General features: G+C 64.8%; 18 protein-coding genes. 11 read left to right on the top strand and 7 right to left on the bottom strand.

Features of this window, described 5'->3' with window-relative positions:
• Positions 1-13 precede the first annotated feature (13 nt).
• The gene (purL, locus tag P8T11_RS07975) at positions 14-4,063 is read right to left on the bottom strand and encodes a phosphoribosylformylglycinamidine synthase (protein WP_268077449.1); all 4,050 of its coding nucleotides are present in this window, start codon (positions 4,061-4,063) and stop codon (positions 14-16) included.
• Positions 4,064-4,416: 353 nt separating this feature from the next.
• Here purL and P8T11_RS07980 point away from each other — a divergent pair, with 353 nt between their 5' ends.
• The 3 genes from P8T11_RS07980 (at position 4,417) to P8T11_RS07990 (ending at position 7,364) form a co-directional block, all read left to right on the top strand.
• Positions 4,417-4,950, top strand: a complete 534-nt coding sequence (locus P8T11_RS07980) for a TRAP transporter small permease (RefSeq protein ID WP_268077448.1) — start codon at positions 4,417-4,419, stop codon at positions 4,948-4,950.
• Positions 4,947-6,245 carry a TRAP transporter large permease gene (locus P8T11_RS07985; protein ID WP_268077447.1) on the top strand — a complete coding sequence of 433 codons (1,299 nt, stop codon included), beginning with the start codon at positions 4,947-4,949 and terminating at the stop codon, positions 6,243-6,245. The genes P8T11_RS07980 and P8T11_RS07985 overlap by 4 nt, the downstream gene beginning before the upstream one ends.
• Positions 6,246-6,335: 90 nt before the next feature.
• Complete coding sequence (locus tag P8T11_RS07990; RefSeq protein WP_268077446.1) at positions 6,336-7,364, top strand: DctP family TRAP transporter solute-binding subunit; 1,029 nt, start codon at positions 6,336-6,338, stop codon at positions 7,362-7,364.
• A gap of 389 nt (positions 7,365-7,753) precedes the next feature.
• Here P8T11_RS07990 and greB read toward each other — a convergent pair whose 3' ends face one another.
• From greB to P8T11_RS08005, 3 genes are all read right to left on the bottom strand, one after another.
• On the bottom strand, positions 7,754-8,302 hold the full coding sequence (gene greB / locus P8T11_RS07995) for a transcription elongation factor GreB (RefSeq protein ID WP_127184898.1): 549 nt from the start codon (positions 8,300-8,302) through the stop codon (positions 7,754-7,756).
• 70 nt (positions 8,303-8,372) lie between these two features.
• On the bottom strand, positions 8,373-9,218 hold the full coding sequence (locus tag P8T11_RS08000) for a 3',5'-nucleoside bisphosphate phosphatase (RefSeq protein ID WP_268077445.1): 846 nt from the start codon (positions 9,216-9,218) through the stop codon (positions 8,373-8,375).
• A gap of 69 nt (positions 9,219-9,287) precedes the next feature.
• Complete coding sequence (locus P8T11_RS08005) at positions 9,288-10,220, bottom strand: alpha/beta fold hydrolase (RefSeq protein WP_418910338.1); 933 nt, start codon at positions 10,218-10,220, stop codon at positions 9,288-9,290.
• Between the two features lie 323 nt (positions 10,221-10,543).
• Here P8T11_RS08005 and cfa point away from each other — a divergent pair, with 323 nt between their 5' ends.
• The gene (gene cfa / locus P8T11_RS08010; protein ID WP_268077444.1) at positions 10,544-11,731 is read left to right on the top strand and encodes a cyclopropane fatty acyl phospholipid synthase; all 1,188 of its coding nucleotides are present in this window, start codon (positions 10,544-10,546) and stop codon (positions 11,729-11,731) included.
• 97 nt (positions 11,732-11,828) lie between these two features.
• Here the strand turns inward: cfa and P8T11_RS08015 are convergent, their stop codons facing one another.
• Complete coding sequence (locus tag P8T11_RS08015; protein ID WP_268077443.1) at positions 11,829-13,472, bottom strand: GMC family oxidoreductase; 1,644 nt, start codon at positions 13,470-13,472, stop codon at positions 11,829-11,831.
• Positions 13,473-13,659: 187 nt separating this feature from the next.
• Between P8T11_RS08015 and P8T11_RS08020 the strand changes: the two genes are divergently transcribed.
• Positions 13,660-14,547: a LysR family transcriptional regulator gene (locus P8T11_RS08020; RefSeq protein WP_268077442.1), complete on the top strand. Its 888-nt coding sequence runs from the start codon at positions 13,660-13,662 to the stop codon at positions 14,545-14,547.
• Between the two features lie 61 nt (positions 14,548-14,608).
• On the opposite strand, the gene P8T11_RS08025 is transcribed toward P8T11_RS08020, so the two are convergent.
• Both P8T11_RS08025 and P8T11_RS08030 read right to left on the bottom strand, forming a co-directional pair.
• The gene (locus P8T11_RS08025; protein WP_268077441.1) at positions 14,609-15,589 is read right to left on the bottom strand and encodes a Bug family tripartite tricarboxylate transporter substrate binding protein; all 981 of its coding nucleotides are present in this window, start codon (positions 15,587-15,589) and stop codon (positions 14,609-14,611) included.
• Between the two features lie 86 nt (positions 15,590-15,675).
• The gene (locus P8T11_RS08030) at positions 15,676-16,824 is read right to left on the bottom strand and encodes an NAD(P)/FAD-dependent oxidoreductase (protein WP_268077440.1); all 1,149 of its coding nucleotides are present in this window, start codon (positions 16,822-16,824) and stop codon (positions 15,676-15,678) included.
• Positions 16,825-16,936: 112 nt separating this feature from the next.
• On the opposite strand from P8T11_RS08030, the gene P8T11_RS08035 reads away from it, so the two are divergent.
• The 6 genes from P8T11_RS08035 (at position 16,937) to P8T11_RS08060 (ending at position 23,475) form a co-directional block, all read left to right on the top strand.
• Positions 16,937-17,551 (top strand): helix-turn-helix domain-containing protein, encoded by a 615-nt coding sequence (locus P8T11_RS08035; RefSeq protein ID WP_268077439.1) that lies wholly within the window; start codon positions 16,937-16,939, stop codon positions 17,549-17,551.
• A gap of 52 nt (positions 17,552-17,603) precedes the next feature.
• Positions 17,604-18,686: a flavodoxin family protein gene (locus P8T11_RS08040; protein ID WP_268077438.1), complete on the top strand. Its 1,083-nt coding sequence runs from the start codon at positions 17,604-17,606 to the stop codon at positions 18,684-18,686.
• Positions 18,687-18,748: 62 nt separating this feature from the next.
• Positions 18,749-19,336, top strand: a complete 588-nt coding sequence (locus tag P8T11_RS08045; RefSeq protein ID WP_268077437.1) for a low affinity iron permease family protein — start codon at positions 18,749-18,751, stop codon at positions 19,334-19,336.
• A gap of 340 nt (positions 19,337-19,676) precedes the next feature.
• Positions 19,677-22,250, top strand: a complete 2,574-nt coding sequence (gene nirB / locus P8T11_RS08050) for a nitrite reductase large subunit NirB (protein ID WP_268077436.1) — start codon at positions 19,677-19,679, stop codon at positions 22,248-22,250.
• A complete protein-coding gene (gene nirD / locus P8T11_RS08055) occupies positions 22,250-22,618 on the top strand; it encodes a nitrite reductase small subunit NirD (RefSeq protein WP_268077435.1) in 369 nt (122 codons plus the stop codon). Before nirB ends, nirD begins: the two co-directional genes overlap by 1 nt.
• 44 nt (positions 22,619-22,662) lie before the next feature.
• Complete coding sequence (locus tag P8T11_RS08060; RefSeq protein ID WP_050450013.1) at positions 22,663-23,475, top strand: formate/nitrite transporter family protein; 813 nt, start codon at positions 22,663-22,665, stop codon at positions 23,473-23,475.
• Positions 23,476-23,497: the final 22 nt, after the last annotated feature.

Raw genomic sequence — 23,497 nt, forward strand, 5'->3', positions numbered from 1 at the left:
GTGTCTGGATGATTTACTTCAGCCAGGCGCGCGCGTTGCGGAAGATGCGCATCCAGGGGCTGTACGCGCCGCCCTTGTCCGCATTGCCCCATTTCTCGGGCGCCCAAGACATCATGACGTTGCGGGTCACGCGCTCGGGGTGCGGCATCAAGACCGTGAAGCGGCCATCGGCCGTGGTGACGGAAGTCAGGCCGCCGGGGCTGCCGTTCGGGTTGAACGGATAGGCTTCGGTGGCTAGTCCACGGTTGTCGATGTAGCGCGCGGCAGCCAGCACGCGGCTGGCGTCGCCCTGCTGCGAAAAGTCGGCATAGCCTTCGCCGTGGGCCACGGCCACCGGAATACGGGCGCCTTCCATGCCGGCAAAGAAGATGGACGGCGACTTGGCCACTTCCACCATCGACAGGCGCGCTTCGTATTTTTCGGACTGGTTGCGCGTGAAGCGCGGCCAGTGCTCGGCGCCCGGAATCATCGGGGCCAAGGCCGCCATCATCTGGCAGCCGTTGCACACGCCCAGCGCGAACGTATCCGGACGCGCAAAGTACGCGGCGAACTGATCCGACAACTGGCTGTTGAAGCGGATGGTGCGCGCCCAGCCTTCGCCGGCGCCCAGCACGTCGCCGTAGCTGAAACCGCCCACGGCCACCAGGCCTTGCATCTGCGCCAGGTCCACGCGGCCGGCCAAGAGGTCGGTCATGTGCACGTCGATGGCTTCAAAGCCCGACGTATCGAAGGCCCAGGCCATTTCCACCTGGCTGTTGCAACCCTGCTCGCGCAGGATGGCCACGCGCGGACGCTTGCCGGTGTTGATGAAGGGCGCGGCAATGTCTTCTTGCGGGTCGAAGGACACGTTCGGGCTCATGCCGGGGTCGGTCGTATCGTTCCAGACGTCAAGTTCCGCTTGCGCGCACGCCGGGTTGTCGCGTCGGGCCATGATGCGGTAGGACACTTCGCTCCAGGCGCGGCCGAGTTCAGCGCGCGGCTGGCCCCAGACCTTCTTGCCATCGCGATAGAACTCGACTTCGTCGGCGCCATTCAGGCCGCCGATGACGTGCGAGTGGGCCGACAGGCCCGCGCCGCGCAGCACTTGCATGACGGCGTCGCGTTGCGAGGCCGGCACCTGGATGACGGCGCCCGCTTCTTCCGAGAACAGCGCCTTCAGCGTCAGCTCTTCGCGTTGCACCTTCACTTGATCCGGGCGGATCTTGTAGTCGCCCCAATCCGCCGATTGCGGATCGAAGGTCAGCATGTCCAGGTTCACGGACACGCCGGTGCGGCCGGCGAAGGCCATTTCGGTCAGCGTGGCGAACAAGCCGCCGTCGGAACGGTCGTGGTAGGCCAGGATGGTGCCGGCTTCGGCCAGCGTGCGGATCGTGATGAAGAACGCGCGCAGGTCTTGCGGCGCGTCGATGTCCGGCACGGTTTCGCCGATCTGGTTGTACGTCTGCGCCAGGATGGAACCACCCATGCGGTGACGGCCACGGCCCAGGTCAATCAAAATCAGCACGCTGTCGCCCGCGTCGGTGCGCAGTTGCGGGGTCAGGCTGGCGCGCACGTCGGCAACGGGCGCAAACGCCGTCACCACCAGCGACACCGGCGCCACCACCTGGCGCTGCTCGCCGTCCTGTTCCCAGGACGTCTTCATGGACAGGGAATCCTTGCCCACCGGAATGGACAGGCCGGTGGCCTGGCACAGTTCGCTGACGGCGGACACGGTGTCATACAGCGCGGCGTCCTGGCCGTCGACGCCGCAAGCGGCCATCCAGTTGGCGGACAGCTTGATGTCTTCCAGGCGCGCCACGTCGGCGGCGGCCAGGTTGGTCAGCGCTTCGGCCACGGCCATGCGGCCGGACGCCGGGGCGTCGAGCATGGCGATGGGGGTGCGTTCGCCCATCGACATGGCTTCGCCACGGAAGCCTTCATAGTCGGCCAAGGTAACCGCGCAATCGGCCACCGGCACTTGCCACGGGCCGACCATCTGGTCGCGGCTGGACAGCCCGCCCACGGTGCGGTCGCCGATGGTGATCAGGAAGGACTTGTTGGCGACCGTGGGGTGACGCAGCACGCGGTAGGCGGCTTCGGTCAGGTCGATGCCGGCCAGGTCCAGCGGCGCGGACACGCCCGGCAGGCGGCGCACGTCGCGCGTCATGCGCGGCGGCTTGCCCAGGATGACGTCGATCGGCACGTCCACGGGACGCACTTCGGCGTCGCCTTGCGGGCGGATCGTGTCCAGGCCCGGCAGACCCTCGCCGTCCACCACGCGCAGTTGGCGCTCTTCGGTGGCCACACCCACCACCGCGTACGGGCAGCGTTCGCGGCGGGCGATGGCGTCAAAGCGTTCCAGGTCTTTCGGCAGAATCGACAGAACATAGCGTTCCTGCGACTCATTGCTCCAGATTTCAGCGGGCGACAAGCCCGACTCTTCCAGCGGCACGCGCTTCAAGTCAAAGATGGCGCCACGGCCGGCGTCGTTGACCAATTCCGGGAAGGCATTGGACAAGCCGCCCGCGCCCACGTCGTGGATGGCGATGATGGGGTTGTTCTCGGCCTGCTGCCAGCAGCGGTCAATGACTTCTTGCGCACGGCGTTCGATTTCCGGGTTGCCGCGCTGGACGGAATCAAAGTCCAGTTCGGCCGAGTTGCTGCCCATGCTGATGCTGGAGGCGGCGCCGCCGCCCATGCCGATACGGAAGCCCGGGCCGCCCAGTTGGATCAGCAGCGCGCCGGGGGGAATCACGTCTTTGTGGGTCAGACCCGCGTCGATGCTGCCCAGGCCGCCCGCGATCATGATGGGCTTGTGATAGCCCCAGCGCGTGCCGCCAGCGGTTTGCTCAAACGAACGGAAGTAGCCCAGCAGGTTGGGCCGGCCGAATTCATTGTTGAACGCGGCGCCGCCGATGGGGCCGTCGATCATGATGGACAAGGGCGAGGCGATGCGCTCGGGCAGGCCGTGGTGGTCGGCTTCCCAGGGTTGCAGCGCGTCGTCGAAACGCAGGTGCGACACGGTGAAGCCGGTCAGGCCGGCCTTGGGCTTGGAGCCCCGGCCGGTGGCGCCTTCGTCGCGGATTTCGCCGCCCGCGCCGGTGGACGCGCCCGGGAACGGGGCAATGGCGGTCGGGTGGTTGTGGGTTTCCACCTTCATCAAGGTGTGCACGGTGGTGTCGCGGCGGATGTACTTGGCGCCGTCGGCGCCCTCGCCCGTCACGCCCGGTACGCCTGCCTGGAAGCGCTGCGCGGGGCCGCCTTCCATGATGGCGGCGTTGTCCGAATACGCCACGACCGTGCCTTCCGGCTGCGCCTTGTGCGTGGCGCGGATCATGCCGAACAGCGTGTTGGGCTGCGACTGGCCGTCGATGACCCATTCAGCGTTGAAGATCTTGTGGCGGCAGTGTTCGCTATTGGCCTGCGCGAACATCATCAGTTCCACGTCGGTGGGGTCGCGCCCCAGGTCGGTGAAGGACTTGGCCAGGTATTCGATTTCGTCTTCGGACAGGGCCAGGCCCAGCGAGACGTTGGCCTCGGCCAGCGCCTTGACGCCTTCGGCTTGAACGCCGACGGTGCGCATGGGCTTGCCGGCCAGCGTCTGGAACAGCGCCTGGCCGTCAAAGCTGGCGTCAACCACGGTTTCGGTCATGCGGTCGTGCAGGCAGTCGGCCGCGCGCGCCAGCATGGCGTCGTCAAACGACTTGGTGCCCAGCAGGCCGCGTTCTGGGGTGATCACATAGCGCACGCCGCGTTCAATGCGGTGCACCGACGACAAGCCACAGTTGTGGGCGATGTCGGTGGCCTTGCTGGCCCAGGGGGAAATGGTGCCCAGGCGCGGAATGACCAGCAGCGACAGGCTCTTGGCCGGCGCGGCGGCCGTGCTGGGCGTGCCGTAATCCAGCAACTGGGTCAGGTGTTGCTGCTGTTCGGCCGTCAAGGCGACGTCGGTGCTGACGAAGTGCTCGTAGCGAGCGGAGATGTCGGCCACCGGCAGGCCGGCTTCCTTTAGTTGCGCCAACAGGCGATCGCGACGAAAGGAGGACAGGACGGAGGAACCAGGCAGATGCTGAACTAGGGACACGATGCGGGCGCCGTATAAGGATGGGAGCAAAACGGGATTTTACCTGTTTAGGGGGTTTTCCCGGAGCCGTTATTCAAGAAGCTTGCAAAGCCCTTGTTTTCCCTAGTGTTACAAAAGAATTCCGACGACGATGAACCAGGATGGTGCATAGCAATATCGGGGTGAAGCCCTGTCGTCATCGCGGAATTCCTGAGGTCTTGCCGCCCCGCTATCTAATCGTCTGACGCGATGCAGCATGTTGTTGTCGCCCCGCACCACGGGAAAACACGAACACCCTAGCCCCGAGGGCAACGGTAGGATGCAGCGACCCAATTCATAAAGCGGGCCCCAGCGCCCAAGCCGTCGCCGCACCCATGTCCCGCCCTGAAGCCCCCGTCGAGCCCGTCGAACCGATCATCCCCGTTGAACCCGATCCCGCCGTAAAGGTGCCGCTGGCCATCGAAGAATGGCTGGCCGTGATTCTGCTGGCCACGCTAGCGCTGATCACTTTCGCCAACGTGCTGGTGCGCTATTTCACGGACCAGTCGTTCGCCTGGACCGAAGAAATCTCGGTGTTCCTGCTGATCGTGCTGACCATGGCGGGCGGCAGCGTGGCCTTTGTGCGCAACCACCATATCCGTATTGAGATCCTGGCGGATTCGGGTTCCCCGCGCCGCCAGCGCATCATGGCCTTGATTGCCAACGGCTGCGTGCTGGCCTTCTTCGTGCTGCTGACCGTGCTGTCGGTGAAGCTGGTGGCGGACGAGTACATCTACGAAGAAACGTCTCCCGCCATCGGCGTGCCGACCTGGTGGTATTCGATCTGGCTGCCTGTCATGGCTGCGGCCATCTCGCTGCGCACCCTGGGCATCATCCGACGCCTTCTGCAAAGCGCGGGCAAGCCATGATCGTATCGCTGCTATTCATTGTCTTTGTCGTCCTGATGTTGATTGGGGTGCCGGTGGGCGTGGCGCTGGGCATCGGCGGCACCATCGCCATCGTGTTGTCCAACCTGGACACGCCCTGGTATGGCTTGTTGGCCGTGCCGCAGAACTTCTACGCGGGGCTGGCCAAGTACCCGCTGCTGGCCATCCCCATGTTCGTGCTGGTCGGCTCCATCTTTGACCGGTCCGGCGTGGCCAAGCGCCTGGTGGATTTCGCGATTGCCATTGTGGGCCGTGGCCCGGGCATGCTGCCGCTGGTGTCGATTGCGGTGGCCATGTTCCTGGGCGGCATCTCGGGTTCCGGCCCGGCCTGCGCGGCGGCGGTGGGCGCGGTGATGATCACCGCCATGTCGCGCGCGGGCTACCCGGGTTCGTTCTCGGCGTCGGTGGTGGCCGCGGGCGCCGCTACCGATATTCTGATTCCGCCGTCGGTGGCGTTCATCATCTATTCGGTGCTGGTGCCCGGCGCGTCCGTGCCGGCGCTGTTTGCCGCCGGCATGATTCCGGGCCTGCTGGCAGGCTTTGCACTGATCATTCCCGCCGTGTGGCTATCGCGCAAATACAAGATGGGCGCGCTGGAATCCCACCTGCCGCGCCCGCCCTTCTGGGCAAGCCTGCGCGATGCTTCATGGGGCCTGGCGGCGCCGGTGCTGATCCTGGGCGGCATGCGCCTGGGCTGGTTCACGCCTACCGAGGCGGCGGTGGTGGCGGTGTTTTATGGCTTGTTCGTGGGCGGTTTCATCCACCGCACCATCAAGCTGCGCGACCTTTACACCATATTGCGCGAAGCGGCCGAACTGTCCGCCGTGATCATGCTGGTGGTGACGCTGGCCGGCATCTTTGCGTGGGCGCTGTCCACGCTGAGCGTGATTGACCCGATCACCAACGCCATCGTCAATTCCGGCTTGGGCGAATGGGGCGTGCTGTCGCTGTTGGTTCTGCTGTTGATGACGGTGGGCATGTTCCTGGACGGCATTTCGATCTTCCTGATTTTCGTGCCGCTGCTGATGCCGATTGCCAATGCCTACGGCTGGGATCCGGTGTGGTTCGGCGTGGTGCTGACCTTGAAGGTGGCGCTGGGCCAATTCACGCCGCCGCTGGCCGTGAACCTGATGGTGTCGTGCCGCATTGCGCGGGTGCCCATGGAGTCCACGGTGCGGTGGGTAGTGTGGCTGCTGGGCTCCATGTTTTTGGTGCTGGTGGCGGTGCTGCTGTTCCCGCAACTGGCGCTGTGGCTGCCGGGAAAGTTGGGTTATTGATTTGGGCTATCGAAGCAAAAGCAAGTACTGCAAGTCCGTAGCGATCTTGATTACAACAACAGACACACTCGCAAAGAGAGGAGACATCACATGAACTTCCGCAACCTGATCGGCGCCGCGCTGTGCGCCGCCGCCGTGGTCGGCATGACGCCGGCGCACGCGCAGAACTACAAGTCTGAATACAAGCTGTCCATCGTGGTGGGCACGACGTTCCCGTGGGGCCAGGGCGCGGAAATCTGGTCCAAGCTGGTGCGCGAACGCACCGACGGCCGCATCAACATCAAGGTGTACCCGGGCACGTCGCTGGTCCAGGGCGACCAGACGCGCGAATTCACCGCCATCCGCCAGGGTGTGATCGACATGGCCGTGGGGTCCACCATCAACTGGTCGCCGCAGGTCAAGCAGTTGAACCTGTTTTCGCTGCCCTTCCTGATGCCCGACTACGCCGCCATCGACGCGCTGGTGCAAGGCGACGTGGGCCGCGAAATGTTCAAGCTGATCGAAAAAGCCGGCGTGGTGCCGCTGGCCTGGGGTGAAAACGGCTATCGCCAACTGAGCAATTCCAAGCGCGAAGTGAAATCGCCCGCCGACATGAAGGGCATGAAGCTGCGCGTGGTGGGTTCGCCGCTGTACATCGACACGTTCACGGCCCTGGGCGCCAACCCCACGCAGATGAGCTGGGCCGATGCGCAGCCGGCGCTGGCCAGCGGCGCGGTGGATGGGCAGGAGAATCCGCTGTCGATCTATACGGGCTCCAAGCTGTATACGGTGGGCCAGAAGTATTTGACGCTGTGGAATTATGTGGCGGATCCGCTGATCTTCGTGGTGAACCGCGAGGTGTGGAATTCCTGGTCGGAAAAGGACCGCGACATCGTCCGCCAGGCCGCGCTGGATGCCGGCAAGCAGCAGATCGTGATTGCACGTAAAGGCGTCACACCCAACGACCCGTCGCTGCTGAAGGAAATCGAAGGCCACGGCGTGACAGTCACGTCCTTGTCGAAAGCGGAACACGACGCTTTTGTGAAGACCACGAAGCCGGTTTACGACAAGTGGAAGAAGCAGATCGGCGAAGACCTGGTCAACATGGCCGAAAAATCCATCGCTGCGCGCAAGCAGTGAAGAAGGTCGTTGAAAAGATATTGATTTAGCAGCAAGCCCCAGGGGAACGACGGCGCAAGCCGCCAAACCGAGGCAGGGACGTCAGATCCCTCCCAACCAAACAGGCGCCAGCCAAAAGCTGGCGCCTGTTTCCTTTTGGGTGGCCGCCTTTAGGGCGGGAACGCCGGCGCGGGATGTGATGTGGCCAAATTGTAGGATGGGTGAAGCGCGGGACGCTTACCAAAAGAAATTGAATGGGGATCGCGCGTAACCCATCTGACAAAGGCTGCGTTATGGCTGAACCCGTTTAGAACTCCGCCGCTGCTTGATGGGTTGCGCGCGTTGTACAGCTTTGTTCTTGTTTAAGGATTCTCGCGCTTCACCCATCCTACGGGTATGCCTCGGGCATCCTACGGGTATCGCACTTCCATGATGTCCAGCTCTTCTATTCCACCGGGGGTGCGTAGCACCACCGTGTCGCCTTCCCTGGCTTTGATCAAGGCGCGGGCAACGGGGGAAATCCAGCTGATTTTGCCGGCCAGGGGCTCGGCTTCATCGACGCCGACGATGGTGACGGTGTGGTCTTCGCCGGCCTTGTCGCTGTACAACACCGTGGCGCCGAAGAAGACCTGATCGCGGTTGGGTTGCAGGGCCGGGTCAACCACTTCGGCGATGTCCAGGCGCTTGGTCAAAAAGCGCATGCGGCGGTCGATTTCGCGCAGGCGTTTCTTGCCGTATAGGTAGTCGCCGTTCTCGGAACGGTCGCCGTTGGACGCCGCCCACGACACCACTTGCACTACCGACGGGCGCTCTACGTTCATCAGGTGCGTCAGTTCGGCGCGCAGGCGTTCGTAGCCTTCGGGGGTCATGTAGTTCTTGGTGCCCGCGGGCAAGGCTTGGGCTTGCGGCAGGTCGTCGTCGTCCTCGTTGTCGGACTCTTTAACAAAGGCTTTGTTCATAGCGGCTGCGCCGCAGTGGCGCGATCCCAATATCAATGGCTTGCAGGATGGGCGGCGTTGGCCGCCCGCGTCAGAACCAGTCGTGCCAGACCGGCTTCAGGTCGGACGGCAGCGACGGCAGGCGGCCCAGGTCGATGCGGCTTTCCTTGGGGCTGTGGAAGTCAGACCCGCGCGACGCCAGGAAACCGTAGCGGCGCGCCACCTCGGCATATTGGCGGGCTTCTTCCACGGTGTGGCTGCCGGTGGTGACTTCGATGCCCTCGCCGCCCAACTGCAAGAATTCATCGAACAGCGCGGCGAATTGCAGTGGCGTGTACTTATAGCGGCCCGGGTGCGCGATGACGGCGCGGCCGCCCGCGCCACGGATCCAGCCCACGGCTTCGGCCAGCGAGGCCCATTGCATGGGCACATGGCCGGGGCGGTCGTCGCCCAGATGCTTGGTGAATACGGTTTGCACGTCGGGGCAGTAACCGGCCTCGACAAGATAACGCGCAAAGTGGGTGCGGCTGATCAATTCGGGGTTGCCGGCGAAGGGCAGCGCGCCTTCGTAGGCGCCGGGCATGCCCATTTCCGCAAGACGATCACCGATGCGCTTGGCGCGTTCGGCGCGGCCCGAGCGCGTCTTGCGCAAGCCCGCGACCAAGTCGGCGTTCCCCGGATCAAATTGCAGGCCCACGATGTGTACCGTCAGGCCCGCCCACGTCACGGAAATTTCAACGCCGGTGGAAAACTGCATGCCCAGCTCTTGCGCCGCGCTGGCGGCTTCGGCCAGGCCGCCCACTTCGTCGTGATCCGTCAATGCCCAGACGTCGACGCCGTTGGCGTGCGCGCGCTGCGCCACGTCGCGAGGCGCCAGCGCGCCGTCGGACACGGTGGAATGGCAGTGCAGATCGATGTTCAGGGTGGGCGATTTCATCGGGCTATTGTAGAGAAGCCCCGGCACCCTGAATAGCGCCGTGGCGTCCCCTAATCGCCCCGCGGACGCTCAACCCAGCAGAAACGCCGCCACGGGGTCCACCTGGCTGTCGGCGATCAAGGTTGGCGCGTGTCCCACCCCAGGCACTTCCAGCGCTTGGGCGCGTGGATTGCGTTTCAGCATCTCGTCCACGGTGGCGGGGGTCAGCAGGTCGGACTTTTCACCGCGCACGATCAGAATCGGGCACGGCACGGCGTCGTAGGAGCGCCACAGAATCTGTTCGCCCGCCGCCAGTTCCTCGGGCGTTTGCGCGGCCAGCGCCTGGGCCAGCGCCAGGTCATAGTGCTTGACCCACTTGCCGCCGAATTCCGGGTACAGGTATTGGGCCAGATCTTTCCATTGCGCGTCGGTATGCGGCCCGAAGGTTTCGGAGTTGGCGCGCATGGTGGCCACCGCTTCCTCAAACGAGGCGAACTCGCCCGGCTGGCCCACGTATTGGCCGATGCGCGACAAGGCGCCGGTTTCCAGGCGCGGCCCCACGTCGTTCAACACCAGCTTGTCCAGCCGGATGCCGTGGCCGGGGGGCAGCATGCCCGCGTGCGGGCGCATGGCCTGCATGGCGGTGGCGAACACCGCCGCGCCCGACAGCGCCATGGCAATCAAGCCACCCATGGACGTGCCCACCCAGGCCAGCGTGGCGGGCCGCAAGCGCGCAATCAGCGTCACCATGTCGGACACGTATTGCGGCACCGTGTAGAAAGCGGGGTTGGCGAGCCAGTCGGAGCGGCCGCGGCCAACCACGTCGGGGCAGACCACGCGGTAGCGGCCTGCCAGGCGGCGCGCCAGTACGTCGAAATCGCGCCCGCTTCGGGTCAGGCCGTGTACGCACAGCAGCACCTGCTCGTTGGCGGGGTCGCCCCATTCCCAGTAAGCCATCCGGTGCAAGCCGGCTGGGCTGGCGCAGGTGACGAATTCCAAGCGGGGTTGCAGGCTGGCGTCCAATCTAAACACTCCACGTATCGGCGGGCGCCGCAACGGCGGCCCACCAGGGCGCACTAGTGTAATCGCGTCAGCCGGACAATCGCATGACGGCGGCGGCGCGGCCGGGTGCAATTCAGACACCGCGCCCCGTGCTGGACACTGCGCCCGCGCCTCGCTACGATCACCCCATTCTCATCGGCGCCCCCTTGTCGCGGCGGTACGGAATTGCCGTTAGCTATCAGGCCGATCCAATCATTAAATTGGAATCGGCCGCCGGTTGGGGCGAGAGTTATGAGCTTCAGGCATTGCCAGATCAGTCATCCCAAAATTGATATGGAGTCCGTATGCAGCAAAGCAGTCCTGTCTCTCCGCTAACCGCTGACCACTCATCCCCTGATGTCAGCCCCCCTCCCCCCGAACCGCCGAAAGTGCTCCAAGACGTGCTGTCCCGCGCCGACGTGCAGATCAACGGCACGCGCCCCTGGGACATTCAGGTGCATGACAGCCACATGTACGAGCGCGTCTTCGCCAGTTGGTCGCTGGGCCTGGGCGAGTCCTATATGGACGGGGAATGGGATTGCGAACAACTGGACGAGCTCTTCACCCGCCTGCTGCGCGCCGACATGGGCTCGGCCGCGCTGGGCGTGGCGCGCATCAAGCTGATAGCCGAGCACCTGCGCCACAAACTGTTCAACCTGCAGTCCAAGCACCGCGCCTTTGAAGTGGGCGAACAGCATTACGATGCCGGCAATGACGTGTTCGAAGCCATGCTGGACAGCCGCATGATCTATTCCTGCGCCTACTGGGAAAACGCCCAGACCCTGGAAGACGCCCAACTGGCCAAGCTGGACATGATCTGCCGCAAGCTGCAGCTCAAGCCTGGCGAGACGCTGCTGGACATCGGCTGCGGCTGGGGCGGGTTGGCCAAGTTCGCGGCCGAGAACTACGGCGTATCGGTCACGGGCGTGACGGTGTCCAAGGAACAGTTGGCGCTGGCGCAGGAACGGGTCAAGGGCCTGCCCGTGCAACTGCTGCTGCAAGACTATCGCGACCTGCAAGGCAGCTTCGACAAGGTCGTGTCGGTGGGCATGTTTGAACACGTGGGGCCCAAAAACTACGACACCTACTTCAGCAACGTACAGCGCCTGATGGCGCCGGACGGCATCTTCCTCTTGCACACGATCGGCATCGCGGCCACCAGCCAAAGCACGGACCCGTGGATCGACCGCTATGTGTTCCCGAACGGCAAGCTACCGTCCGCGCGCGAAATCGCATCCGCTGTCGAACACCGCTTCATCATCGAAGACTGGCACAACTTCGGCACCGACTACGACCGCACGCTGATGGCCTGGTGGGACCGCTTTGAGCGCGCCTGGCCTGCGCTGCAAGCCCGCTACGGCACGCGCTTTTACCGCATGTGGAAATACTATCTGATGTGTTGCGCGGGCTTTTTCCGGTCACGCGAGGGCCAGCTCTGGCAAGTGATCCTGACGCACCCGCAACGCCCCGAGGTCTACCGCTCGCTGCGCTGAGCGCGCCGATTCAACGGCATTTCCATCACGGGGCGCGTCCAAGAGACATCAAGGGCGCGCCCCGCTTTAGGCGCGCCCCGCTTAGGCGCGCCCCGCTTTAGTTTTGCAGCGCGTCTTCCAGGATCATGTCGGCGGCGCGCTCCGCAATCATGATGGTGGGCGAATTGGTGTTGCCTGACGTGATCAGCGGCATCACCGAGGCATCCGCAATGCGCAGCCCCTCCAGCCCGAAGACCCGCAGGCGCGCGTCCACCACCGCGCCGCTGTCCGCGTTCTTGCCCATGGCGCAGGTGCCCACCGGATGGAAGATGGTGGTGCCGATCTTGCCGGCCGCCTCGCGCAATTGCTCGTCCGTCTGGTAGTCCGGACCGGGCAACCATTCCTCTGGTTGGTAACGCTGCAAGGCGGGCGCGGCGGCAATGCGCCGCACCAGCCGGATGGAATCCGCCGCCACCTGGATGTCGGCTTCCGTGCTCAGGTAATTGGCCGCGATGACGGGCGTCGCGCCATCGGGCGTGCCCGCCGCCCCTTGGGCGTGTACGCTGCCGCGCGAGGTCGGCCGCAGGTTGCACACGCTGGCCGTGAAGGCGTCGAAGGCATGCAGCGGTTCGCCAAACGCCCCCAGCGACAACGGCTGCACATGGAATTCCACATTGGCCCGCGCCTGGCCGGGGTCCGACTTGGCAAACGCCCCCAACTGCGACGGCGCCATGCTCATCGGCCCGCGTCGGCGCAACAGGTATTCCAGGCCGATGCCCGCCTTGCCCAGCCACGACCCGGCGATACGGTTCAGCGTCTTCACGCCATTCACCTTCAGGATCACCCGCAGTTGCAGATGATCTTGCAGGTTCTCGCCCACGCCGGGCAAGGCATGGCGCAAACCAATGCCGCTTTCCCGAAGACGCGCGGGTTCGCCGATGCCGGACAGTTCAAGCAGATGGGGGGTGTTCACGGCGCCGGCCGCCATCACCACTTCGCGACGGGCGCGCACGGTGATCGTCCGCGGCTTGCCCCGCTCTTTGCCCTTGCCGTCAAGCCGCACCTGCACGCCCACGCACCGCTTGCCCTCGAACACCAGTTGCTCGGCTTGCGCGCCGGTCATCACGTGCAGATTGGGCCGCTTCATCACCGGCCGCAAAAATGCCTTGGCCGTGTTCCAGCGCCAACCGCTACGCTGGTTCACTTCAAAATAGCCGCTGCCGAAGTTGTCTCCCCGGTTGAAGTCCTGAACCCGGGGGATGCCTTCCTGTTCGGCGGCGGCGGCAAAGGCTTCCAGGATGTCCCAGCGCAGCCGTTGCGCCTCGACCCGCCATTCCCCGCCCGCGCCATGGAATTCGTCGGCGCCACGGTGATAGTCTTCGCTGCGCTTGAAGACAGGCAGCACCTGGTCCCAGCCCCAGCCCGGGTCGCCCGACAGCGCGGCCCAGTTCTCGTAGTCTTCACGCTGGCCGCGCATGTAGATCATGCCGTTGATGGACGAGCATCCGCCCAGCACTCGGCCGCGCGGATAGATCAGGGAACGCCCGCCCAGCCCGGCTTCCTTGACCGTGCGGTACATCCAGTCGGTACGGGGGTTGCCAATGCAATACAGGTAACCCACCGGGATGTGGATCCAGTGGTAGTTGTCGCGGCCGCCGGCTTCCAGCAGCAGCACTTTCGTGTTCGGGTCCTGGCTTAAGCGGTTGGCCAGCACGCAGCCGGCCGAGCCGGCACCCACGATGACGATGTCGTATGTCTCCATCAACCGTATGTCTCCATAAGCGCTTGTTATCTGCTTTTTATCGGTTTGCGACGCAGGGTTTGCCCAGCATTCGCGCGCATCTGCCATGACTCTGGCGCAGCCGCCCCCAACTGTCCAATGAAAAGTTGAAATTCGGTTTATAAGCATCTTTAATAATGCTCACCCCCATTTCGGGACGGACAGCGCCATGGACTTGAAGCACATCCGCACCTTCGCCGCCGTGGCGCGGGAAGGCAACCTGACGCGCGCGGCGGAACACCTGCACGTGACCCAGCCCGCGCTAAGCCTGCAACTGAAAAACTTTCAGGAATCGCTGGACCTGACGCTCTTCGCGCGCACGGCACAGGGGCTGGCGCCCAACGCGGATGGCCGGGCACTGCTGCCGTCCGCACTGCGCATCCTGGACGCCCTGGAAGATTTCCAACGCGCCATCGGCGCCCTGCGCGACACGGTGCAAGGCGAACTGCGCATCGGCACCATCCTGGACCCAGAATTCCTGCGCCTGGGCGCCACGCTGCAATACCTGGTGGAGCACTATCCGAAAATCCGGCCCACGCTGCGCCATGGCATGTCGGGGTCCGTTGGCCGGCAGGTGCGGGCGGGCGAGCTGGACGTGGGTTTCTATTTGGGGCCGGCCGGCGCAACGGGGGGCGTGCCCCTGCTGGAAGTCTTGCCCCTGGCGTCGTTTACCTATTACGTGGTGGCGCCCAAGGGTTGGGGCGCGCAGGTGGCCGGCCGAGGCTGGCAGGAAATTGCCGCGCTGCCCTGGATCTGGACACCGCCGGATTCCGTGCACCACCGCTTGCTTGCCACCAAGTTCGACGCGCTGGGCATCGCGCCCAACGCGGTGGCCGAAGTGGATCAGGAAGCGTCCATGCTGGACCTGGTGCGCTCGGGCGTGGGGCTATCCCTGGTGCGCGATTCCATTGCGCTGCGCGAATCGCAGGCGAATGGCTTATTGCTGCTGCCCGGCCTGACCATCCCGGCCGAGCTGTCTTTCATCACGCAAGCCGCCCGCCAAGGCGACCCCTTGGTGGCGGCCGCCTTTGCCGCGGTCAGGGCGGCGTTCGGCTAAGGGCATCCGGCCAAGCACGTTTGGCTTGGGCGCGTTTGGCCAAGCGGGTTCAAGCACGCGATTACTGCGCCTTGATCCCCGCGCGCTTGGCAATCTCCGCGAAGCGCGGCGTTTCTTCCTCGATGACCCGGGCCACGCTTGCGGCGTCCATCGGCGTGGGGTCGAATCCACTGGCGCGCAACTGCTTTTGCGTCTCGGGGTCCTTCAGGGCCTTGGTCAAGGCGGCGTTCAGCGTGGCGACCACGTCTGCCGGCACCCGCTTGGGTGCAAACACCGCAATCCAGGTGTCCATGCTGACGCTGGGATAACCGGCTTCGGCCACCGTCGGCACGTCGGGCAGGAAGGCCGAGCGCTGCGGCGTGGTCACGGCAATGGCCTTGATCTTGCCCGACTTGATCTGCGGCATCGCCGACACCACCGTGTCGAACAAAATGGGAATTTGCCCGCCGATCAGGTCGGTCATGGCGGGGCCGCTGCCCTTGTACGGAATGTGCGTCATGTGCGTGCCGGCCGCGGCCTGGAACATCTCGCCCGCAAAGTGCGACACCGTGCCGATGCCGAACGAGCCATAGGAAAACTTGTCGCCTTCCTTGCGGGCGGCGGCCACCAGCCCCTTCACGTCTGAATACGGGGTTTGCTCGTTGGCCACGATGATCAGCGCCGCGCGGCCCACCATGCCCACGGGTTGAAAGTCTTGCGACGGGCTATAGGGCAGCTTGGCGTACACAGCCGGGTTCACCGTGAAGGTGGTGCCCGAACTGAGCAGCAGCGTGTAGCCGTCGGGTGCCGCCTTGGCTACGGTCTGCGCGCCCAGGATGGTGCCCGCGCCGGCCTTGTTCTCGACGATGATGGATTGCTTGAGTTCTTCGCCCAGGCGCTTGGCGATGATGCGGCCCAGCACATCGCCCGCGCCGCCGGGCGGATACGGAACGACCAATTGGATAGGCCGTTGCGGATAATCGGCGGCCTGCGCCGCCCCCGCACCAGCCGCCAGGGTAATGGCGGCGCACGCCGCGACAAACTTCCTGCGTTGCATGAACATGGTTGTCCCCTTGTTGTTCGATGAGTCTTAGGCAGAAGTCACTACATTCAGGTATCCATCAGGGCATGGCCGTCAGCACGTATCACTCAACGCAGCCTGAGCGGCGTCATCAAGGACGGCGCCACGCCCTGGTCGATCAGTTCCACCGGCAAGGCTTGGCCGGTGACGAGCGCCGCCGCCAAGGCCGACACCCCGGCCGCCGATTGAATTCCATAACCGCCCTGCGCCGCCAACCAGAAAAAGCCGCGCTGGGTATCGTCAAACCCCACCACCATGTCGCCGTCGGGCACGAACGAACGCAGCCCGGCCCACACGTGCGACGGCCGCCGAATGCTCAGCGTGGTGGCCGTTTCGATGTGATAAATGCCGGTGGCCACGTCCAGCTCTTCGGCCACCACGTCGTGCGCGGCCACCGGGTCCGCGTTGGCGGGCGAACCCAGCAACTGGCCCGCATCGGGCTTGAAATAGAAAGACTCGTCAATGCCGACCACGGCCGGCCAGGCACTGCAATCCACGCCTTCCGGCGCGGAAAACGTGAAGGCGCTGCGCCGGCAAGGCTGCAAGCCCACGGGGACTACGCCGCAACGCTCGGCTACAGCGTCGGCCCAGGCGCCCGCGGCGTTGACGACGATGCCCGCTTCCAGCTGCGTGCCATCTTTCAGGCGCAGCGTCCAGGTATCGCCGGATTTTTCGCCCGACTCCAGTTCGGCGTTGCACCGCAGCACCACGCCCTGCCGTCGCGCCCCCGCCAGAAAGCCTTGATGCAGCGCGTGCACGTCCAGGTCGCGAGCATCGGGTTCCAACATGGCGCCGCCCGCCGCCGCCTCGGGACGAATGCACGGCACACGGGACAAGGCCTGCGCCGCGTCCAGCAACTGCACGTTGCCGGCCAACGCCCGCGCGCCTTCGTAGGCTTCCATCAGCGTATCGCGCTGGTCCGCGCTGGCGATGTACAGGCAGCCGCGCTCATGCAGCAGCGGATGCTCGGTGAAGCCTTCGGGCGGCTGCTCATAAAACGCGCGGCTGGCGCGCGTCAGCGCCTGGATCTGGGGCGTACCATAGGTTTCCATGAACATTGCGGCAGAGCGGCCGGTTGAGTGATAACCGGGTTGCGCTTCGCGTTCCAGCAGCAGGACGCGCATCGGCGACGACGACTCCGCCGTCAAGCGATAGGCCAGCGACGCACCAGCAATGCCGGCCCCTATGATGACAACGTCAAACTGCTGCGCATTCATGGTGTTTCCATAATTCTCGAATCAGAGAATTCTCGGATATGACAAAATATCCGTCAACGAAAAAAGGCGGGCTGGGTTGCGCCAGCCCGTGCCGCTAAGGGAAAGCACCAACATGCCGATCATCCGCCCCCCCTCGCCCGCCACCAACATCCTGGCCGACCGCAGCAGCCTGGGCATGCGGCTGCGCGCGCTGCGCCGCGCCCGCTCCATGACGCTGAAGGAACTGTCGGCGCTGACCGGCGTGGCGCTGTCCACCTTGTCGAAGATGGAGCTGGGCCAGGTCTCCATCAGCTATGCCAAGTTCGCCGCCGTGGCGCGCGCGCTGGACGTGGATATCGCCGCCTTGTTCGGGCCGGTCACGGCCCCGGAAACCGACGGCCCCGCCCCCTCGGCCCTGCGCTGCACGCTGGCCGAATCGCCCGGCTATCTGACCGGCACCTACGACTACAAGCTGTTGGCCGGCCAGTACCCGCAGCGCAGCATGACGCCCATGTATGGCCGCATCCTGGCCCGCGACGAGTCGGAGTTCGACGACTACATGCGCCACGCCGGCCAGGAATTCCTGGTGGTGTTGGAAGGCGAACTGGAAATCCGCTTTGAAAACGGCGAATCGCTGGTGCTGGCCAAGCACGAGACGGCTTACTTCGACAGCGGCGTGGGGCATATCTATTTGTCGCGCAGTGCCAAGCCGGCCGAAGTCATGGTGGTGATGACGGGCGGACAGTAGTGGGTACGCGGCTTGCTGGTTGCGAGGTGTCACCGTACTCGATCAGCCTGCCATGACCGCATCCAAGCCCGATGTGCGCAAAGGCCAATACACTGGCCCGCTTGCGCGCGACACCTTCAGGCAGCGCTTCATGCGCCGCTTTTACGACCCCGCCTTCCAGGTGGAACAGGACGCGCTGAACCGCCTGGAAGCCATCGCCTGGGATGCCTACCAGGACGGCCGCAAAGCGCCCATCACCGTGAAGGCCGGCGCGGCCTACGCCGACCCGGACTACGACCTGTCGGTGGAATGGAAAGAAGCGCACGACCGCCTGGCGCAAGCCGCCATCACGCAACGTAACCCCGCCACCCGCTCGCGCGTGCTGGTGGTGGTGGGCTCGGCGCGCAACGATGGCACCTGTCCGGGCGAGGTATCCAAAACCTGGCGCCTGGCCCAGATCGTCAACGAAGAACTCGACCGCGCCAACGTGCAAACCGACCTGCTGGACCTGAGCCGGCTGACCTCCGAATACCAGTATCAGATCCATCCCTGTAAAGGCTGCGCATCCACCGCCATGCCGCTGTGCCATTGGCCATGCAGTTGCTATCCCAACCACTCGCTGGGTCAGGACAACGACGCCATGAACGACATCTACGAACAGTGGGTGGCGGCGCATGGGGTGATCTTGCTGGCGCCCACCTATTGGTACCAATCGCCCAGCCCGTTAAAGCTGATGATCGACCGCCTGGTGTGCGCCGATGGCGGCAACCCCGACCCCACCACCACCTCGGGCAAAGATCCGGCCAAGGCCAAGCGCATTGAACTGGACGGCTGGCCCTACCCCAAGCATCTGGCGGGGCGGGCTTACGGTCTGGTCGTGCATGGCGACGTGGCCGGTATTGAAGGCCAGCGGCGCGCCTTGAGCGACTGGCTGGACTGGATGGGTCTGATCGACGCCGGTGCGATGTCCCGGCTGGACCGCTACATCGGCTATTACCAGCCTTACGCTACCAGCCACGCCGATTTGGATCGCGACCAGGCCGTGCAGGAAGAAGTGCGCAACGTGGCGCGCGCGATGGCGCAATGCCTGCCGCGCCTGCGCGCGGGGGAACTGGCGCCGCCCGACCAAGGCTTGCGCGAGCCGCGTCCCAAGTAACCGTCACGTTGCTTATCCGGCGACATGGATCAAACCGCAATGAGGATTGGCAGGTGATGCTCATGCAAGAAAAGCCAGAACCGACGACGTTGGCCAAAAACACCGCGCGGACACCCCCAAGATCGAACGCCGTCACCAAGTTCTTTGACCATTTCGCGGCGCATGTCACGCATTGGGCGGGGTCGCCCATCGCGTTTGGCACGGCCTTGTGCGCTGTCGTGCTGTGGGCCGTCAGCGGCCCCGTCTTCGGCTATTCCGAAACCTGGCAACTGGTGGTCAACACCGGCACCACCATCATCACGTTCTTGATGGTGTTCCTGATCCAGCAAAACCAGAACAAGGACAGCCGCGCGCTGCACCTGAAGCTGGACGAACTGCTGCTGGCCATGAAAGGCGCCGACGAACAATTCGTGGATGCCGAGCAACTGGACGAAGACAAGCTGCTGGCCTTGGCCGCCGTCTGCACGGCGCGCGCCCGGGCCCAGGCGCGCAGTGGCCGTCGCAAGGGCGGCAACGGCAGCAAGGGCCACGGCAACACCGGCGCTCAAGCTCACCGCCCCAAATCCGTCAGGGGTCCGAAGCGCACTGTGCGCGCCAGCCTGCGCGTGCGGCGCGGCGCGCTGCGCGTAGGCAAGGCCGCTCGCGACTGAATCAGCCCTACCGCGCCATGTTGCGCTGCGCCAAACCAGTGCGGCGCGCACAACGGCTTGCACCGCTTTGAAGCATTCAGCGCCAGCCCCCCCGCATCGCGGGGCCGGCTTGATCAGCGCTTGAATTCCTCCCTTCGCCGCCCTTTTCCCTATGACGCCGCAGGCGTAACCCGCACTCACCGCTCCCTGACAGCAAGCTGGCATGGTCTTTGCTTAAGTTGTTCATGCAGGCCGCAAGGCCCGCAACACAATTCAAGCAGTACCGGCAAAGGCGCCCCGACCGAAAGGTCCAGGGCGCTTTTTGTCTTTTGAAACCCAAACCAGAAGCCTGGGGATATTCATGAAAGCAGCGGCCACTCCCGCATCCTTGCAGACCTTGGTGGTGATCGGCAACGGCATGGTGGGCCACCATTGCGTTGAACAGCTGATCGCCCAAGGCGCGCTTGAGCGCTATCGCATCCACGTTTATGGCGAGGAAACGCGCCGCGCCTACGACCGCGTCCACCTGTCCGAATATCTGAATGGCCGCGACGCCGAATCCATGTCGATGAGCGATGCCGCCTTCTATGAACGCGACGGGCTCACGCTGCATCTGGGCGAGCCGGTGCTGGACATCGACCGCCACGCGCAGGAAGTCATTACCGCCAACGGCCGCGTCGGTTACGACAAGCTGGTGCTGGCCACCGGCTCTTACCCCTTCGTGCCGCCCATCGCGGGCGCCGAGGGGGCGTCGCGCCTGGTGTATCGCAGCATCGACGACCTGGACCTGATCCGCGAGGCTGCCCAAGGGGCGCGCCGGGGCGTAGTGGTGGGCGGCGGCCTGTTGGGGCTGGAAGCCGCCAATGCCTTGAAGTCGCTGAACCTGGAAGCGCATGTGGTGGAATTCGCGCCGCGCCTGATGCCGGTGCAGTTGGACGAGGAAGGCGGCGCCGCCTTGAAGGCGCGCATTGAAGCGCTGGGCGTGGGCGTGCACCTGTCGCGCGCCACGCAGGACATCAAGCCCGGCACGCAGTATCGCTACCGCATGCGCTTTGCCGAAGGCGCGCCGCTGGAAACCGACCTGATTGTGTTTTCCGCCGGCATCCGCCCGCAGGTGGCGTTGGCGCGCAAGGCGGGCCTGACGCTGGCCGAACGCGGCGGCGTGGCCATTGACGACCATTGCCGCACCAGCGACGAACACATCTATGCCATCGGCGAATGCGCCGCCTGGAACGGCAGCGTGTTCGGCCTGGTGGCCCCCGGCTACCAGATGGCGCGCATCGCCGCGGCCGAACTGTGCGGCGCATCGGAACACACGTTCACCGGCGCCGACATGTCCACCAAGCTCAAGCTGCTGGGCGTGGACGTGGGCTCGATTGGCGATGCGCATGGCAAGACGCCGGGCGCGCGCAGCTACCGCTTTATCGACGAAGCCGGCGCGAGCTATCGCCGCCTGGTCGTGTCGGCCGACGGCAAGCGTGTGCTGGGCGCGGTGCTGGTGGGCGACAACCGCTACTACGACACGCTGCTGCAATACGCGCAGAACGGCATCGCGCCGCCCGCCGACCCCGCCAGCCTGATCCTGCCCGCCAGCAGCGCCGCGCCCGCGCTGGGCGTGGATGCGCTTCCCGCCACCGCCACCATCTGCTCCTGTCACAACGTCAGCAAGGGCGCCGTCAGCGCCGCCATCGACGGCGGCTGCACGGACCTTGCCGGCGTCAAAAGCTGCACCAAGGCGGCCTCGGGCTGCGGCGGTTGCGCTGCCTTGCTCAAGCAGGTGGTGGAACACGAACTGTCCAGCCGAGGCGTGGCCGTGGACAAGAGCCTGTGCGAACACTTCGCCTACACGCGCCAGGAGCTCTACGCCATCGTGCGCGTGGGCGGCATCGAAACGTTCGAGGAGTTGCTGGCCAGCCATGGCAAGGGCCACGTCGGCTGCGACATCTGCAAGCCAGCCGTCGGTTCCATCCTGGCCTCGTGCTGGAACCGCCCCATCCAGGAACCGCGCCTGGTGCCGCTGCAAGACACCAACGACACCTTCATGGCCAACATGCAGAAGAACGGCACCTATTCGGTGGTGCCGCGCATTCCGGCCGGCGAGATCACGCCCGACGGCCTGATCGCCATCGGCGCCGTCGCCAAGAAATACAAGCTGTACACGAAGATCACGGGCGGTCAGCGCATTGACCTGTTCGGCGCGCAACTGCATGAGCTGCCCGACATCTGGAGCGAGCTAATCGCCGCCGGTTTTGAAACGGGGCACGCCTACGGCAAGTCGACCCGCACCGTGAAGTCGTGCGTGGGCAGCACCTGGTGCCGCTATGGCGTGCAGGACAGCGTGCGCATGGCGCTGGACATCGAACACCGCTACAAGGGCCTGCGTTCGCCGCACAAGCTGAAGTTTGCCGTGTCGGGCTGCACCCGCGAATGCGCCGAGGCGCAAAGCAAAGACATTGGCGTCATCGCCACCGAGAACGGCTGGAACCTGTACGTGTGCGGCAACGGCGGCATGCGCCCGCGCCACGCCGAACTGTTCGCCACTGACCTGGACGACGCCACGCTGATCCGCCTCATCGACCGCGTGCTGATGTTCTACATCCGCACCGCCGACAAGCTGCAACGCACCTCGGTGTGGCGCGAATCGCTGGAAGGCGGGCTGGACTATCTGAAAGACGTGGTGCTGAACGACAGCCTGGGCCTGGCCGCCGAGCTGGAAGCGCAGATGCAACTGGTGGTGGACCGCTATGAATGCGAATGGGCCAACACCGTCAGCAACCCCGAAAAACTCAAGCGCTTTCGCACCTTCGTCAACGAGCGTGGCGGCGACCCGGACATTCAATTCGTGCAGGAACGCGGCCAGCCCCGCCCCGCGCGGGCAGCCGAGCTTGATCGCAAGCCCGCGCGCGTCATTCCCATTGCCGAGGAGATCGTCTGATGAATGCTTCAGCCCCCGCGTCCGTTGTCGCTACCCCCACGCTGGCCTGGCGTGCCGTCTGCACCCGCGATGACCTGGTGGCCGACTCCGGTGTGGTCGTCTTGCTGGACGGCCAGCAGATTGCCTTGTTCTACGTGCCCGGCGCCGACGGCAACCCGCTCTACGCCATTGAAAACCGCGACCCGAAATCCGGCGCCAACGTCATCGGGCGCGGCCTGGTCGGCCACCTGGGCGGCAGCCTGGTCGTGGCCTCGCCGCTCTACAAGCAACACTTCCGGTTGGCGGATGGAAGTTGCGTGCAGTACCCCGAACAGTCATTGCGCATTTGGCAGGCCCGGTTCAACGGCGACACCGTTGAAATCGCCTGACCGCGCGTTTCCCTTTTCACAATCATCAACACGATAGGTAAATCATGTCCTACCTGGTCCCTTCCGAATTCGTCACCAAGATGGTGGACGCCGGCGAATCCAAAATCTACATGGCCACGCGCGACGTGCTGATCCGCGCCTTCATGGCGGGCGCCATCCTGGCGATTGCCGCCGTATTCGCCGTGACCGTCACCGTGCAGACCGGCTCGCCCATCCTGGGCGCCGCGCTATTCCCGGTGGGCTTCTGCATCCTGTACCTGATGGGCTTCGACCTGTTGACCGGCGTGTTCGTGCTGACGCCACTGGCGCTGTTCGACAAGCGGCCGGGCGTGACCTTCAAAGGCATCCTCAAGCACTGGGGCTTTGTCTTTGTCGGCAACTTCCTGGGTGCATTGACGGTGGCCGTGCTGATGTCGATTGTGTTCACCTACGGCTTTTCGGTGCCGCCTAACAAGGTCGGCGAAGTCATTTCGCACATCGGTGAAAACCGCACGCTGGGCTACAAGGAATACGGCGCGGGCGGCATGCTGACGATCTTCATCCGGGGCGTGCTGTGCAACTGGATGGTGTCGCTGGGCGTGGTCGGCGCCATGATTTCCACGTCGGTCAGCGGCAAGGTGATTGCCATGTGGATGCCCGTGATGCTGTTCTTCGCGATGGGCTTCGAGCATTCCATCGTCAACATGTTCCTGTTCCCGTCGGCGATGATCATGGGCGGCAATTTTTCCATCATGGACTACATGATCTGGAACGAGATCCCCGTGGTGCTGGGCAACCTGATCGGCGGCCTCTCGCTGACCGGGCTGACCTTGTACACCACGCACATGAAGACGGCCCCCAAGCGCCGCTTCAACTGATCACGCGCCAGGACGCCCGCCG

Origin of the sequence: Achromobacter spanius (genome assembly GCF_029637605.1) — a bacterium.
Lineage (GTDB): Bacteria > Pseudomonadota > Gammaproteobacteria > Burkholderiales > Burkholderiaceae_B > Achromobacter > Achromobacter spanius_E.

What these genes read in the sequence shown, in the direction of transcription:
- P8T11_RS07980 (WP_268077448.1), top strand. Translation starts at nt 4,417, where the DNA reads ATGTCCCGCCCTGAAGCCCCCGTCGAGCCCGTCGAACCGATCATCCCC.
- P8T11_RS07985 (WP_268077447.1), top strand. Translation starts at nt 4,947, where the DNA reads ATGATCGTATCGCTGCTATTCATTGTCTTTGTCGTCCTGATGTTGATT.
- P8T11_RS07990 (WP_268077446.1), top strand. Translation starts at nt 6,336, where the DNA reads ATGAACTTCCGCAACCTGATCGGCGCCGCGCTGTGCGCCGCCGCCGTG.
- greB (WP_127184898.1), bottom strand. Translation starts at nt 8,302, where the DNA reads ATGAACAAAGCCTTTGTTAAAGAGTCCGACAACGAGGACGACGACGAC.
- P8T11_RS08000 (WP_268077445.1), bottom strand. Translation starts at nt 9,218, where the DNA reads ATGAAATCGCCCACCCTGAACATCGATCTGCACTGCCATTCCACCGTG.
- cfa (WP_268077444.1), top strand. Translation starts at nt 10,544, where the DNA reads ATGCAGCAAAGCAGTCCTGTCTCTCCGCTAACCGCTGACCACTCATCC.
- P8T11_RS08015 (WP_268077443.1), bottom strand. Translation starts at nt 13,472, where the DNA reads ATGGAGACATACGACATCGTCATCGTGGGTGCCGGCTCGGCCGGCTGC.
- P8T11_RS08020 (WP_268077442.1), top strand. Translation starts at nt 13,660, where the DNA reads ATGGACTTGAAGCACATCCGCACCTTCGCCGCCGTGGCGCGGGAAGGC.
- P8T11_RS08025 (WP_268077441.1), bottom strand. Translation starts at nt 15,589, where the DNA reads ATGTTCATGCAACGCAGGAAGTTTGTCGCGGCGTGCGCCGCCATTACC.
- P8T11_RS08030 (WP_268077440.1), bottom strand. Translation starts at nt 16,824, where the DNA reads ATGAATGCGCAGCAGTTTGACGTTGTCATCATAGGGGCCGGCATTGCT.
- P8T11_RS08035 (WP_268077439.1), top strand. Translation starts at nt 16,937, where the DNA reads ATGCCGATCATCCGCCCCCCCTCGCCCGCCACCAACATCCTGGCCGAC.
- P8T11_RS08040 (WP_268077438.1), top strand. Translation starts at nt 17,604, where the DNA reads ATGACCGCATCCAAGCCCGATGTGCGCAAAGGCCAATACACTGGCCCG.
- P8T11_RS08045 (WP_268077437.1), top strand. Translation starts at nt 18,749, where the DNA reads ATGCAAGAAAAGCCAGAACCGACGACGTTGGCCAAAAACACCGCGCGG.
- nirB (WP_268077436.1), top strand. Translation starts at nt 19,677, where the DNA reads ATGAAAGCAGCGGCCACTCCCGCATCCTTGCAGACCTTGGTGGTGATC.
- nirD (WP_268077435.1), top strand. Translation starts at nt 22,250, where the DNA reads ATGAATGCTTCAGCCCCCGCGTCCGTTGTCGCTACCCCCACGCTGGCC.
- P8T11_RS08060 (WP_050450013.1), top strand. Translation starts at nt 22,663, where the DNA reads ATGTCCTACCTGGTCCCTTCCGAATTCGTCACCAAGATGGTGGACGCC.